This is a genomic window from Bacillus sp. SLBN-46 (assembly GCF_031453555.1).
GTDB lineage: Bacteria > Bacillota > Bacilli > Bacillales > Cytobacillaceae > Neobacillus.
Genome location: NZ_JAVIZM010000001.1, coordinates 4,205,060 through 4,219,634 on the forward strand (window position 1 = coordinate 4,205,060; position 14,575 = coordinate 4,219,634).

At 37.6% G+C, this 14,575-nt stretch carries 16 protein-coding genes; 10 read left to right on the forward strand and 6 right to left on the reverse strand.

Annotated features, from left to right (window positions below):
• Positions 1–7 precede the first annotated feature (7 nt).
• Positions 8–193, forward strand: coding sequence for a YhzD family protein (locus QFZ87_RS21440; RefSeq protein WP_309868029.1), 186 nt, complete (start codon positions 8–10; stop codon positions 191–193).
• A 43-nt stretch (positions 194–236) separates the two neighbouring features.
• Here QFZ87_RS21440 and QFZ87_RS21445 read toward each other — a convergent pair whose 3' ends face one another.
• The 5 genes from QFZ87_RS21445 to QFZ87_RS21465 form a co-directional block, all read right to left on the reverse strand.
• On the reverse strand, positions 237–1,022 hold the full coding sequence (locus QFZ87_RS21445; RefSeq protein ID WP_309866023.1) for an enoyl-CoA hydratase: 786 nt from the start codon (positions 1,020–1,022) through the stop codon (positions 237–239).
• A 148-nt stretch (positions 1,023–1,170) separates the two neighbouring features.
• Positions 1,171–2,790 carry a long-chain fatty acid--CoA ligase gene (locus tag QFZ87_RS21450; protein ID WP_309866026.1) on the reverse strand — a complete coding sequence of 540 codons (1,620 nt, stop codon included), beginning with the start codon at positions 2,788–2,790 and terminating at the stop codon, positions 1,171–1,173.
• A gap of 136 nt (positions 2,791–2,926) precedes the next feature.
• Positions 2,927–4,438 carry a coproporphyrinogen III oxidase gene (locus QFZ87_RS21455; RefSeq protein WP_309866029.1) on the reverse strand — a complete coding sequence of 504 codons (1,512 nt, stop codon included), beginning with the start codon at positions 4,436–4,438 and terminating at the stop codon, positions 2,927–2,929.
• Between the two features lie 167 nt (positions 4,439–4,605).
• On the reverse strand, positions 4,606–5,475 hold the full coding sequence (locus QFZ87_RS21460) for a Cof-type HAD-IIB family hydrolase (protein WP_309866032.1): 870 nt from the start codon (positions 5,473–5,475) through the stop codon (positions 4,606–4,608).
• Positions 5,476–5,619: 144 nt separating this feature from the next.
• Positions 5,620–5,967 (reverse strand): YlbF/YmcA family competence regulator, encoded by a 348-nt coding sequence (locus QFZ87_RS21465; protein WP_309866034.1) that lies wholly within the window; start codon positions 5,965–5,967, stop codon positions 5,620–5,622.
• Between the two features lie 152 nt (positions 5,968–6,119).
• On the opposite strand from QFZ87_RS21465, the gene QFZ87_RS21470 reads away from it, so the two are divergent.
• From QFZ87_RS21470 to QFZ87_RS21505, 8 genes are all read left to right on the forward strand, one after another.
• A complete protein-coding gene (locus QFZ87_RS21470) occupies positions 6,120–7,505 on the forward strand; it encodes a YheC/YheD family endospore coat-associated protein (protein ID WP_309866037.1) in 1,386 nt (461 codons plus the stop codon).
• The gene (locus QFZ87_RS21475) at positions 7,502–8,605 is read left to right on the forward strand and encodes a YheC/YheD family endospore coat-associated protein (RefSeq protein WP_309866040.1); all 1,104 of its coding nucleotides are present in this window, start codon (positions 7,502–7,504) and stop codon (positions 8,603–8,605) included. Before QFZ87_RS21470 ends, QFZ87_RS21475 begins: the two co-directional genes overlap by 4 nt.
• Positions 8,583–9,947, forward strand: a complete 1,365-nt coding sequence (locus tag QFZ87_RS21480; RefSeq protein WP_309866043.1) for a YheC/YheD family endospore coat-associated protein — start codon at positions 8,583–8,585, stop codon at positions 9,945–9,947. Before QFZ87_RS21475 ends, QFZ87_RS21480 begins: the two co-directional genes overlap by 23 nt.
• Positions 9,944–10,984, forward strand: a complete 1,041-nt coding sequence (locus QFZ87_RS21485; RefSeq protein ID WP_309866046.1) for a YheC/YheD family endospore coat-associated protein — start codon at positions 9,944–9,946, stop codon at positions 10,982–10,984. The genes QFZ87_RS21480 and QFZ87_RS21485 overlap by 4 nt, the downstream gene beginning before the upstream one ends.
• Before the next feature lie 78 nt (positions 10,985–11,062).
• Complete coding sequence (locus QFZ87_RS21490) at positions 11,063–11,272, forward strand: YheE family protein (RefSeq protein WP_309866048.1); 210 nt, start codon at positions 11,063–11,065, stop codon at positions 11,270–11,272.
• Between the two features lie 63 nt (positions 11,273–11,335).
• Positions 11,336–11,527: a hypothetical protein gene (locus tag QFZ87_RS21495; protein WP_335526874.1), complete on the forward strand. Its 192-nt coding sequence runs from the start codon at positions 11,336–11,338 to the stop codon at positions 11,525–11,527.
• 120 nt (positions 11,528–11,647) lie between these two features.
• On the forward strand, positions 11,648–12,553 hold the full coding sequence (locus QFZ87_RS21500) for a PucR family transcriptional regulator (RefSeq protein ID WP_309866053.1): 906 nt from the start codon (positions 11,648–11,650) through the stop codon (positions 12,551–12,553).
• A gap of 109 nt (positions 12,554–12,662) precedes the next feature.
• Positions 12,663–13,763 carry an ABC transporter ATP-binding protein gene (locus QFZ87_RS21505; RefSeq protein WP_309866055.1) on the forward strand — a complete coding sequence of 367 codons (1,101 nt, stop codon included), beginning with the start codon at positions 12,663–12,665 and terminating at the stop codon, positions 13,761–13,763.
• 43 nt (positions 13,764–13,806) lie between these two features.
• On the opposite strand, the gene QFZ87_RS21510 is transcribed toward QFZ87_RS21505, so the two are convergent.
• A complete protein-coding gene (locus QFZ87_RS21510) occupies positions 13,807–13,980 on the reverse strand; it encodes a hypothetical protein (protein WP_309866058.1) in 174 nt (57 codons plus the stop codon).
• 321 nt (positions 13,981–14,301) lie between these two features.
• Between QFZ87_RS21510 and QFZ87_RS21515 the strand changes: the two genes are divergently transcribed.
• Positions 14,302–14,508, forward strand: a complete 207-nt coding sequence (locus QFZ87_RS21515) for an alpha/beta-type small acid-soluble spore protein (protein ID WP_308080650.1) — start codon at positions 14,302–14,304, stop codon at positions 14,506–14,508.
• Positions 14,509–14,575: the final 67 nt, after the last annotated feature.

A 14,575-nucleotide genomic window follows, 5' to 3' on the forward strand; every position in this document is an offset into this window, starting at 1 on the left:
TTTTATGATGAAAACGTATAAATTAACCGCGTTTGAAGCGAATGGTGAAAAGATTTTAGATGAATCCTTTCAAGCAGAAACTGATCAAGCAGCAAAAGAACATGGGGAAAAACTATTATTAGAGAAAAACTTATTAGAAAAAACGCACCGATGCACCTCACCTAGCGGCAAGCTGCTTCTTTTCCACTCATAAACAATGACGAGGCTGACTCTTTTATTTTGAGTCAGCCTCGATTTTATTTTCCTATAAAGACTGGTTTCCTTTTTTCAATAAATGCCTGAATTCCTTCTTGATGATCAAGGGTTTCACGCATTTTCTGCTGCCCGTGCTTTTCTAATTCTAAAATTTTCAGTAGCTGTGGTCGATTCTTTTCCGCTAATATTTTCTTTGTTTTAATCATTGCCTGAACAGGGCGACTTAACCAATCCGTTACCCTCGCTTCTAAAGCTGACTGTAGATCACCTTCCGCTACTTCCTGAATAAGTCCCCACTTTAAGGCTTCCTCTGCACTCATCATTTTTCCGTCCCAAATCACATGTTTAGCTCGGGTTTCACCTAATCTCTTTTCTAAAAAGAAATGCGCCCCTCCATCTGGTATTAAACCGATTCCAATAAAATTCATTGCAAGCTTACTAGTTTTATCTGCAAGAATATAGTCCGTTGCTAAGGCTAAACTAAATCCTAATCCTGCAGCTGCACCTGTAATAGCACTAATAGTCAATTTAGGGATGCTATAAAGAGTAATAATTAATTCGCTAATAGCATCCATCACAGGAAAGAAGTCGCTCTCATTCATATTGGAAAGCATGGTTTTAATGTCTCCACCTGATGAAAAGGCTCTTCCTTTTCCTCTTAATACAACAAGATCAACATCATCCGATTCACTTATCTCTTTAAGTTTACAGATTAACCCCTTAATTAAATCTGCATCCATTGCATTTAACGATTCTGGTCTATTCATTTCTAATGTGGCTACACGACCATTTACCTGTAGACTCACCTTGTCCGTTACAAAATTCATTGTAAGCACACTCCCCCCATTTTCTTCATCCACTACCATTATATATGGAATGAATAGGAATAAAAATAAGATTTCTTTATATTTCGAATTTTCTTCACTACAATCTTAGTAGTAAAAAGGACAAAGGATGCTCCCTTGTCCTCAATTGTTAGCTTTTTCTGAGTACTTCTTTTTGAACTTGTTCGCGTAAGGTCATCTTTAGAAATTTACCAACAGAAGTTTTCGGTATTTCTTCCAAGAATAGAATGTCATCTGGAATCCACCATTTAGCAAATTGCGGCCTCAAAAAGTCAAATAAATCTTCTTTCACCACTTTGCTCTTGTATGCCTCTTTTAATACTACACATGCAATCGGTCTTTCCTGCCACTGTTCATGCGGCACGGCCACAACCGCTGCTTCAAAGACTGCTTCATGTGCCATCAATGCATTTTCTAAGTCGACAGAGGAAATCCATTCTCCCCCACTTTTAATTAAGTCCTTCGTCCGGTCAACAATTTTTACAAAGCCTTCTTCATCGATTGTGACCACATCACCTGTATGAAGCCAACCGTCACGGAAGGCATCTTCTGTTCGTTCATCCTTATAATATTCAGAGGCAATCCACGGTCCTCTAATACACAGTTCACCCATTTCTTTCCCATCCCAGGCAACTTCTCCATCCTTACCAACGATTTTGATCTCTAATCCCGGTACAAGAGTCCCCTGCTTGGCTCTTAACTCTAATCTTTCCTCTGGTTCTAGTTCTTCTTGGTAGCTTTTTAATGTGGAAATGACAACTAGTGGACTTGTCTCTGTCATCCCATATGCATGCATAAATGGTACCTTATGCCGTTGTTCAAACGCCTTGATCATTCCTTTCGGTGCAGCAGAGCCTCCACACAGAACTCCTCGTAAACTACTCATATCATAAGTCCCTTCATCTAGCTCTTTTAATAATCCTAGCCAAATGGTTGGAACTCCTGCTGTTATGGTTACTCTTTCCTGCTCAATTAACTCTGCAAGCAGCTTTGGAGTAAAGTATGGTCCCGGCAATACTAAGGATGTCCCAAACCACACGGCCGCAAAAGGCATTCCCCATGCATTGGCATGAAACATAGGAACAACAGGAAGAGCAATATCCTTTTCACTCATTGCAGCACTATCAGCTAAGCCCAATGCCATACTGTGGAGAACAATTCCTCTGTGGGAATAAACGACACCCTTTGGATTCCCTGTAGTAGCGGATGTATAGCACATACCAGCAGAATCATTTTCGTCTATATCATTCGGATATTGAAATTCTGGATTCGCTTCAGCTAAGAGCTTTTCATAATGATAGACTGGCGAAAGTGTAGTTTCCGGAAGCTCCTCTTCATCCGTCATAATGATATAGGCTTTTACATTCTTAATATCAGGAGCACATTTTTCAAGTAATGGCAGAATGTCTGAATCGACTAGGAGAACTTTGTCTTCTGCGTGATTAATAATGTAGGAAATATGCTGGGGGGATAGTCTTATGTTGATGGTATGAAGAACTGCACTCATACAAGGAATAGCAAAGTATGCTTCTAAGTGACGGTGATGATTCCACGCTAAGGTACCTACCCGATCTCCTCTTTCTACTCCTAATTTTGTGAGGCTGTCTGCAAGACGTCTCGTTCGTTCTGCTATTTGCTTATAGGTAAGTCTGTGGATTCCGTTTGCCGTTCTTGAAACTACCTGTTTCTTTGGAAAATACTTTTCTGCTCTTTCCATCATTTGCGTCATCGTTAAAGGTGTTTGCATCATAGCTATATCCCCTCCATTAATGAAAGCTTCTTATCATCATAGAATTCTATGATGGTCATCCTATTAATTATTCTTCATTCAGATAGATATTTCCTTTATAAAGAACACACCTAAACAAAAAAAGCCCCCTGCTTGTTTAAGCAGGAGAACCTTTTTCGGTGAATAGCTCTTCTAGGATATTTATTTTATCCTCAGTATATTTTTCAAAGCTATCGTTATAAGTTTTAGGATCTTTAGGGTTAGCAAAGTGAGTGATTTTTCCGCTTAATGGGTCAATAAATTTACTCGCTGCCCCACAGCCGAGCCCGATGATTGTTTGCTGTTCCTCCATAATCATAATATTATAGATACTTTCTTGATTTGGAAGAGAATAGCCAACATTCTCTAGATTACCAAGGATGTTCTTTTGACGGTATAAATAATATGGCACATAACCATGTGTGGTTGTCCAATCTTGGGCTAGCCCCATCATCTTTTCGACCTCTTCACGATCTGCTACCTTATACTTTTGTTTGTTCTTGGTCATTTCTGATGCTCGCTTGAATGAAAGTGTATGAACAGTTAGTGATTCAGGCATTAACTTCTCTGTCTCGGCCAAAGAGTGAGTAAATTCAGGAATCCCTTCACCAGGGAGACCAATAATTAAATCCATATTAATATTATTCATGCCCATTTCACGAGCTAAGTGATATTTATTAATCGTTTCGGTTACCGTATGATGTCTGCCAATGGCTTTCAACGTCTCCTGCGTATATGACTGCGGATTGATACTAATCCGGTCAATATTCCACTTCTTTAAGACTTCTAACTTTTCAGGAGTAATGGTATCAGGACGTCCGGCCTCAACTGTAATTTCACGAATGTTTTCTACATCAGGAAAGGACATATACATTTCTTCATATAGCATATCCATCTCTTCAGCAGTAATACTCGTTGGGGTACCTCCCCCATAATATACAGTGGTGATACGAACACCTTTTTCTTTTAACCATGCTCCAATTTTCTTCATTTCGTAATGGAGTCCACCCAGAAAGGAATCCACAGATCCTTGACGTCCATTGATTGCATAGGCAGGAAAAGTGCAGTACGCACATTTCGTCGGACAAAATGGGATGCCAATATAAATACTGACTTCTTTTTGAAGCGAGTAGAGATCTGGAACGACAGTAAGCTGACGGTCGACAATGTGCTGCATGAGTTCAATTTTCTCATCAGATATTAAATAATCATCCTTTAATTGCTTATGAGCGTCCCTTAATGGAATCCCTTCTTGAACTTTTCGATGAAGTATTTTGGTTGGTCTTACTCCCGTTAAAATACCCCATTTTTGGATAATACCTGTAAAGTCCTGCAAAACGGATAAATAGACATGTGCAACCGCATTTTTTATTTGCTTAAAGTTTTCCTTTTCGGAATTTGTGGGGGACCACTCTTTTTCATATTCAGAAACTAGTACTTTTCCTTCTTGATCTTTTAACTCAGCAGAAACAGAAATAATATCCTGAACAGTCATATTAAACTCTATACATATATCCGCGTCCTCACTTCTTGCTTTTATAATCTGCGACTCTTCAAAGAACAAATTAGCAATCAACTGAAGTGGACGATTAAATCTTTCATCTTCTAAACCTATTATAGAAATTCGCAAAAAATCACCTCTAGGAAAAAGCAGAAGCGCCTTAACCGGCGCCCAAGCTTTTCGTCTCAATCTCCCTTAAGTGTACAAAATCAACAAAATAAGGTCAATACGGTGGAAATTATTCACTCTCTTCTAAAAAAAATATCAAAGGCAATTGCCAATGATATTTTTTCAAATTAGTTTTTGATAATCTTCATTTTTCTTAAAAACTCAATTGGCTGTTGCTTTCGAAAGTGTTCTTTCACCATATAAGCTACACCATTTTCATTTTCCGATCTAGTTACCCAATCCGAAGCCTTTTTCACTTTGAAATCGGCATTCCACATGGAAACCCCAAGGCCAACCGCCTCAATCAACGGAATATCATCGGTTCCATCACCGATATAAACCATTTCACCTAAACGAATTCCTAATTGACTTCCTAGGTAGGTTAATCCGTCTAGCTTGGAGACACCTGTTGGAACGATGTCTAAACGTAGTGAATCTAGTTCAATGATATCAATTTCATTAAACATTTTACCCAATGCCGTCTTCGCATCAAGGAGATCATGCTTGCTTTCGAAATAAACCTCTATCTTTGGCGGTGTTACTGGCTGGTCATGTAAGTACTCACTTAGAGATGATACAAACTGCTGCGAATAAAACATGGGATCACCTGAAGTGAAGATGGTTTTTGCTAACAGTTGATTGTTTAATTTAAATTTATTGGCTAAAGAAAATTGTTCATGAACCAAACGAATTTGGCATGGTAATGCCTCTAAAAAGCGGATTGTATCATAGGTAATATCCTCATTAATTCTTTGTACATACACTGGTTTTTCGGCAGAGCTTGCAATGAAAGCACCTTGATGGGTAATAAGTGGTGATTTTATTTTTAACGCTTTGGCTACCTTTTTTGCTGAAGGAAAACTACGTGAAGTGACAAGCGTGACATAAATGCCTTTTTGTTGTACATACTCAATAGCTTCTTTAGTTGATTTATGAATTTTTCCATTCGTTTGAAGAAGCGTACCATCAATATTTAACGCAAGTAAGCGATAAATCATTAATTTGCCCCCTGTCCTTGGTGAAATTGCCTTATTACACTTTTATGACTTTTCACTTCTGAATAGAACAGTACAAAAAAAAGAGAGCTCAATGAGGGATAGAAAAAGACCCTCGGTTCAAGCCGAGGGTCTTTGGGTGGGAGCTTACATTTTTCCGTATAAATCCTCTAATGGTTTCATAATGATTTGATTTAATTCACCAATAATCATACTCATCCGCTGTTCCGCCTGCATCAGATTGGCAATTTTAGGATTCTGCTGAACGAGTCCAACTGTGGACTGTGCCTGTTGAATTTCTTGCTCAGAAATATCTTGGCCCATCATCTGCTTTTGGGATAAGTCCATTTGAATTTGACGAAATTGATCAAACATTTGCTTTGCTTGAGGATCTGCGTTAACTACTTTATACGCCTCTTGTAATTGAGTATACTCAGCACTTTGGCGGATCGCTGTTTCTAAAGCATAAGCGGTATCATGTAAATTCACTGCCACTTTCGTTCACTCCTTCTTTTGAATAACAATTCCTAACAACTATAACAAACTATTCCGATAAACGCGAGAATGTTAAAATCACCTTACCGATTGAATGAACATACCATACTATATCAGCAAATACCCAGAAGCCAAGTAAATGAGGAGTGTGTATGTCAGTTCCGTTAATCCCCATTACGATGAATCCAACAAAAATGAATAATGAAAACAAGTATCTTTTACAAATATCAGATTCATTAGTTGCTCATTTCCAATTAAATAGAGGGCAGCGTATAAAAGTAACGCTCGGACAAAAAACAATACCCATGTATGTGCAGCAAATCGCAGGAGCAGTGAAAGAATTATTTTTATCTGAATCTACGCTCAAAGAATTTCATCTTCCAATTAGAAAATTTACATTCCAAGCCATGTATCAACCGGACAATCAAGAACTAACCCTCGGACCTATCATTGGTTTATTAACCAATTTACATTCCACTAACACTAGTGACATTCATTTTCGTTCCATCCATGCCTTCTGTGAAGAGCTGCATCAGGAAGTAACTGAGCGTGGTGGTTTTTTTTACGTGTTTACTTTTGATCAACCTATGGGCAAAGGGTATTATTTTGAAAATGGCAAATGGACCTTAGCTAAACTCCCTTTACCAAATGTGATTTATAACCGTATACACTCTAGAAGACTCGAGAAACAGAAGTCTTACCTGGCGTTTCGCCAAAGACTCGAACAATTGATGATTCCTTTATTTAATGACCGCTTTCTTTCCAAATGGGAAATTTATGAACATGTAAAGGAAGAAAATCAGCTTACACCTTTTATTCCGGAGACTATACTCTTTTCTAAAGATCATCTGAAAAAGTTCGCTAATAAATATCAGACGGTATTCCTAAAGCCTATCCATGGAAGTCAAGGAAGAAACATTATTAAAATAATCAAAAATACTAAAGAAAACCACTATACACTTCAAACCTCCTTATCTTTTCCGTTAAAAGATTTGTTAGCACAGTATACCATTGACGAGATTTATCAACTTTTAAAGCCCATACTTAATAATCACATCTATATTATTCAGCAGGGCATTGACTTATTCACCCACAACTCTTGTGCAGTGGACTTTAGAGTCTTGTGCCACAAAAACTTAAATGACGATTGGAAGGTAACTTCAACAGTAGCACGAATTGCAGCAGAACAGGAATTTGTATCCAATATCGCAAGAGGGGGAACCATTACGAGACCTATTTATGCATTACAGAATGGGATGACTCAAAAAAAGGCGGTAGAGGCTATTGCCCTTATGAAGGAATTAGCCATTGAGACGGCTTCAGTCATTAGCCGTCATACTGAAGGTTTGTTTGGTGAACTTGGTATTGATATAGGAATAGATCAATCTGGTAAACCTTGGTTAATTGAAGTGAATTCTAAGCCTTCCAAGAACTTTGAGGATGGTTTAGGGAAAATTAGACCGTCTGCCAAAGCAATCATTCAATTTTGCACAGAGCTTGCTTTTGACTTTGCGGTAGTGAAGGAGGATTTTACTTGATTACGCTTGGGATAATGACTTTAACTATGGATAGTGAACAGTCTTATATTAACGATATAGCTCGTCATGCTAAAGAATGCCAAATGGAGGTTTTCCGTTTCTCTCCATTCCTGATTGATCCACACACGTTAATGGTTAGCGGGAGAAAATATCACCCCATGGACCAATCATGGGTAGAATGTGAATGTCCGGTTCCTCCCATTATTTATGATCGATGCTTTTACGGAGATGATGACCATTCCAAACAATGCATGCCAATTGTCTCCTGGCTAAAAAGCAGACAGGAGTTTATTTTTTTAGGATATGGATTACCAAATAAACTTGAATTGTATCATTCATTGAAAGAAACACTTCTATCTTCCTATCTTCCTGAAAGTCAAGCCGTATCAGACCCATCCATAATCATAAAAAAATTATCTTCCATTCAAAGAATTATTTTAAAGCCAGTTAACGGGTCACAAGGGTACGGTATTTACTACTTAAAGAGGAATGAAAAAAGCTATCAAGTAAAAACAGAAAAAAACAAAAAAATTATTACGCGAATTTTTCCAAATGAAACGAAACTTCTCCTATGGCTAAACACATTGCTAAAAAAGCATAAGTATCTACTACAACCCTATCTAGAGTTATCCAATAATGAATTACAGCCATTCGATATACGCGTTCTTCTTCAAAAAAATGAAAAAGGCGGTTGGGTTGAACGTGGCAGAGGGGTTCGTGTAGGCAGTACTGGGGGAATCTTATCAAACTTAAGTGCTGGTGGGTCTGTGTTCCCTTTTAATACTTGGCTAAAAACGATACCAACTATAACTGCTGGGTATATCCGACAAGAATTAAATTATATTCTCACGAACCTCCCATCCATTTTAGAACAAGAATTTATGCCTTTATTTGAAATAGGAGTGGATATAGGCATGGCAAAAAATGGAGGTTTATGGATTCTTGATATGAATTCAAAACCAGGAAGAAAGGTTCTCTTACAAACCCAACCCGATGTTCAGGAGGTACTCTCTCGCGCTCCCCTTCTTTATGGAAAATACCTTTCTCAGTCGGAAGAAACAGAAAGGAAGATCTATTATGAGAAAACATTATCTCATTGAGGTAGTTGAAAATGACCAAATGGTTGTTTTTTGTCCATCAGCTTTACTTCGAAACAAACAAATAACAAGTATTGCTTTTGGTTCAAAATCTGTAGAGGTGGATTTCCTTCCTCATCCAGACAATGAAGAGACAATCGTAATGAGTAGGAGAATTCAAAAAGCCATTAAGCTCCCCTCCTTTAAGATTTCCCTTCATGCGTTCATAGACAATCAAATCCTCTCCATCGGTCCACTTGTGGGCATATTTACGTCAGGTTTTACAACCGATCCATTACTTCCAATGGGTGACAGGACGACTTTTTTTGCAAAACTGCTCTCTGTTAATAAAACCGTAGGTGCCTTACCTTTTGTCTTTGGAGAACAGCATATTAATTGGGAACATGGAACCATTGAGGGATATTTTTATCATCAACATTCTTGGGAAACAGTGGATGTGCCATTTCCAAATGTAATTTACGACCGCCTTCCCAATAGGAGAAGTGAAGGAAATCCTAAATTAATTTTGGTTAGGGACAGATTGCAAAAGGAATATCTTATTCCGTGGTATAATCCAGGATTCTTTAATAAGCTTGATATTTACGAGCGACTTCAACAGGACACATCTGTGACAAGCTATCTTCCTGAAACCTTTCCTTTTATCTCTTTTTCTATTATTGAAACCATGTTATCCAAATATGGTCATATTTTTATAAAGCCCAAAAATGGCAGCCTAGGATTAGGTGTTCATCAAATTATCTATGACAAATTAACGGATGATTATTATTGTCGATACCAGGACAGAGAAGGAACAAACCGCTTGCGCAAATTCTCTACTATTGAAAAACTGTTCAACTCTGTCTTTGCGAATCAATCGCTTGAAAACATGATAGTTCAACAAGGCATTCCCTTGCTCAGAAACGAACAGCGTTCTATGGACTTTCGTGTTCATACGAATAAAGACGAATTTGGGAAATGGCATTTGACCGCGATTGCTGCAAAAATTGCAGGTCCGGGCAGCGTGACAACACATGCCAGGAGTGGTGGAGAAATTAAAACACTGGAAGAGATTTTTTCGAAAGAAGAATGCCATTTATACACAGAAAAGTTGACTACCGCAGCTCTGATACTGAGTTCGGCTCTTGATCAAGTAATTGAAGGAATTATTGGTGAGATTGGATTTGATTTAGGGATTGATCGTAATGGAGAAGTTTGGCTTTTTGAGGCCAATTCAAAACCAGGCCGATCCATTTTTAGTCATCCTGAATTAGAGGAGTTTGATTTGCTAACCCGAAAGCTTTCGATTGCATTTGCCGTTTTTCTTACCGAGCAATCCTTGTTACACCCTGAGGAACTGTTCAAATGATTTCTAAAAATGAACGTCCATTGATTGGAATTATGACTGTTAAAAAAGCAAATGGAACGCTAGCGGGTAATGGAGTCTTCTTTATAGAATTACACAAAAAGCTTATTTCATTAAACGGAATGAGCTTTGTTTTTACTCCAGAGGATGCAGACGAAGAACGAATCATAGGCTACTCCTATTCCCTTGATAAAAAATGCTGGCGAAGAGAAACATTCCCCTATCCCGATCTAGTTTATAATCGCATTCCCTTTCGAAAATCAGAACAAGACTTATCAACACAAAGATTTTTTTTTAGGTTAAAAGAAAAAAAGATTCCATATTTTAATCCTGGTTTTATCGATAAGTATGAGCTCTATGAACTGTTAAAAAATCATGATGTCCTTCACCGCTTCCTTCCACAAACAATACAGGTCAATCACTGGAAAGAATTGGCTTTCTTTCTAAACAAACATACAAGCATTTATTTAAAACCAGCACAATCAGCTAAAGGTAAAGGCATATTTCGCTTAAAACGGATTGGCCCGGAACAACTCCAGTTTGATTCCATTCAAATGACTGAAAACTTTCGTTCCTTAGATGACTTTTGGGAGAAATGGAGTAAGGAACTGCTCGACAAAAACTATTTGGCACAGGAAGAAATAAAATCTGCAAAATATGAAGGGGCCCGATTTGATTTTCGTATTCTAGCCCATGCAGAATATGATACCTATATTCTTACTGGAGTTGGCATTAGGCAATCCCACAAACAAGTCATTACCACGCATATACCATCTGGAGGAAAACTCATTCCATATAAGCTACTGCAATCAGAGGAACATGATCAATTCTTTCAACTGATTGTCCCTTATATCGGCAACGAATTATCAACCAAGTTTGGCTATTTCGGTGAATTTTCTATTGATGCCTGCATTAGTGAAGATGGTGAGTATTATATCTATGAGGTAAACTCGAAACCGATGAGTTTCGATGAACGGCATATTGAAGATAGAAAAATAGAACAGCTTTGCCGCCTATTTCTTCAGTTGATAAAAAATTAACTGAAAATTATATTTAAATACTCATTCTTTAAAGGTAATCTATAGTTAAGGTAACTTTAATAAATGGGGGTTATTAGCATGATTATGCACTTTCAGTTCAAACCGTTATTTGATAATAAGAATATTCCTGGTTGGAATTTTTCCTTTTACTATAAAAAACAAAGATATACAGGCATATATCATCAGACAGGAAAGGTAGAATGGACAACAAACACTCCTGAACAAGAAGAGATTGAGTCCATAACGAGCCAAATTCATGAGTTAATGCTTTATCATGTGTACGAATAATTCTGAATGAAAAGGTTTCCTTTCCATAAACTATTGTTAGAAATGTGGAAGGGACTGGTGAAAATGAAGGGAAGAAAAAATAATCCAGCAGATCAGGGTTCTGCCTATGAGGGTCGGGATCAGGCATTTGTCGATGTGGACCGGATGATTAATGAGGGGCTCTCTGGTGGGTCCGTGCATTCTCGCTATGATTCAACAAATATTGAAGAAGCACGTGAACTTCCTGAAGAGCAACCACCATATGAGTGTGATTAAATTAAAAGAGATGGAGCTGACCTTAAATAAAAAGGTTCAGCTTTTTTTATTGTCCTACTACCTTTGTTATAATAAAAGGAATTAAAATTATATAGAAAATTTAAATAAGGGAACTAAACTATGCTAAAAAAATTATTGTTACTATACGAGAATTCCATTTTGTTCACTGAAAAACCAAAGAATCCATCTGACCAATTACATGTTTTTTTTAATGACATTGGAGATGAATGGATTGGAATCCCCAAGAATGAGATCAGCGATAAGGAATTAACCCTATTAAAAACCATTTATACATTAGTTGATTATCAAACAACCTTTGTCCCATCGCCTGCTAAGGGCTGGTATGATTTTTTATTGTTAGACGGGCCTCCCCCCATATTTCCATCTGATAGCTATGTTCGATTAATTCAGTTTCATATTAACAATAGCGATGCCAGTCAGATAGAAATGGAATCGGCTTTAAAAGGGTTTTTCACGGAAGAGGTCAACATCATTTGGGAAAGCAGCCGGCGAGGAATTGTCATTGAAGAAAAGAAACAGGTTTCTTTATCAGAAGAAGAATTAATATCCATGTCTGAAACATTGGAAAGTGATTTTTATGTAAAAATTTCTTTCTTTATTGGGAAATTCCATCCCATTTCAGAACAGCTCCGGTTAAGATTTCTTCAGGAGAAGGAGTATTTTTCTTTTGGAATGTCTTATCTAGGAACACAAGATATCTTTACCTTTGAGCATATTTTCCCAGCGTATTTAGCTGCCCACTTGCCAATGGATTTAAAGAATAGAGGCATTCAAGGAATCACAGAAGTATTTACTGAAGACCAAGACTTATTCTCGACAATAAAGGTTTTTTTAGAAAGCAATTTAAATGCGAGTTTGACGGCTAAAAAATTGTATATTCACAGGAATACGCTCCAATATCGTATTGATAAATTTCACGAGAAAACAGGAATAGGTTTAAAGGATTTTTATGGAGCCTTTACTGTTTTCTTAGCCTGTCTACTTTTTGAACAAAACCATAAATAATAACAATGTGCCTAAAAAAAGCGTTTTCATCTTTGTGCAACTTGTCTATTCTGATTTTTTCACTTTACCTGTAAACTAAGTTTATCAACAGTACTAGGAGGAATTACTAGTGGCAGAACTTAAATTAGACCATATTTATAAAATTTATGATAACAAGGTAACAGCGGTACAAGATTTCAATTTACACATTGAAGACAAGGAATTTATCGTATTCGTTGGACCATCTGGTTGTGGTAAGTCAACTACACTTCGAATGATTGCAGGACTTGAAGATATTTCAAAAGGTGATTTTTTCATTGATGGAAAAAGAGTAAACGACGTAGCTCCAAAGGATCGTGACATCGCGATGGTTTTCCAAAACTACGCTCTTTATCCACACATGACTGTATATGATAATATGGCTTTCGGTTTAAAGCTTCGTAAATTCCCTAAGGATGAAATTGACCGTCGTGTCAAAGAAGCGGCAAAAATTCTAGGATTAGAAGCTTACTTAACACGTAAACCAAAAGCTCTTTCAGGTGGTCAGCGTCAGCGTGTTGCTTTAGGACGTGCGATCGTGCGTGATGCAAAAGTATTCTTAATGGACGAACCTTTATCAAATCTTGATGCAAAGCTTCGTGTACAAATGCGTGCCGAAATTGCAAAGTTACACCGCCGTTTAGATACAACAACTATTTATGTTACTCACGACCAAACAGAAGCCATGACAATGGCGACAAGATTAGTTGTTATGAAAGACGGAATCATTCAGCAAGTAGGTTCACCAAAAGAAGTGTATGAAAAACCTGAAAATGTGTTCGTAGGTGGTTTCATTGGTTCTCCTGCTATGAACTTCTTTAATGGTAAGTTAGAAGACGGTAAGTTTGTCATTGGAAAAAATTCAATCGCTGTTCCAGAAGGAAAAATGAAATTCCTTCGTGAGCAAGGCTATATTGGAAAATCAATTATCCTTGGGGTTCGCCCAGAAGATATTCATGATGAGCCAGTGTTCATTGATGCATCTGTAGGTACAAAAATCTCAGCAACAATTGACGTAGCTGAATTAACAGGCGCAGAATTAATGGTTTATTCATCTCTTAGTGACCAAGATTTTGTCGCACGCCTTGATTCTCGTGCAGATGTTCATCCTGGCGATACAGTAGACCTTGCATTTGATTTAAACAAAGCTCATTTCTTTGATGCTGATTCAGAATTTAGAATCCGCCCATAATGTTTTTTATGAATCAAGAGGCTGACTCATTGGGGTCAGCCTCTTATTCTTTTATGAAAATAAGTTCATCGTTATCACAGACTGGACACCGGTATAGATGAGGGCATTTCTGTCCAGAATGGGAATCAGGGTACCCGTCTTCCATTTTCATTAAATCAATCTCCATATATGGGCTATAATCATCGTAATAATCACTTAGCCTCCCACTTTCCATCATTGGATTTCCACACTTGGTACACAATAAATAAACTTCCCTCAAGCCATTACACACCGGGCAGATTGACATATGCTTCACCCTTTTGATTATGTTTAATCTTAGTTTGCGTTAGATTAACCACCCTATGTAATGGAATAAATTACTAATTAATATCTCGAATAAGTCCTCAAGAATGATTCATAATAAACATTACAAAGCAACACAAACAAAGCGGTGGATGAAACAAACAACCATTTATAATATGGGTTAGGCCTAAGGTGGCAATATTATGGTTCAATTCCATACTGACCCCAAAATTATTAAGAGGAGTGTTATTCAACTATGGCAAGTAACAACAACTCTAATCAACTTTTAGTACCAGGCGTAGAGCAAGCATTAAGTCAAATGAAGTATGAAATCGCATCTGAATTTGGTGTAAACCTTGGTGCAGATACTACTTCACGTGCTAACGGATCTGTAGGTGGAGAAATCACTAAGCGTCTAGTTGCAATGGCTGAGTCTCAACTTGGCGGCGGGTTCCAACGCTAATTTTTAGTAAAACCAAGACAAATTAATAATATGGCTAAGCCCTCTCCTTTATGGAGAGGGCTTTCAA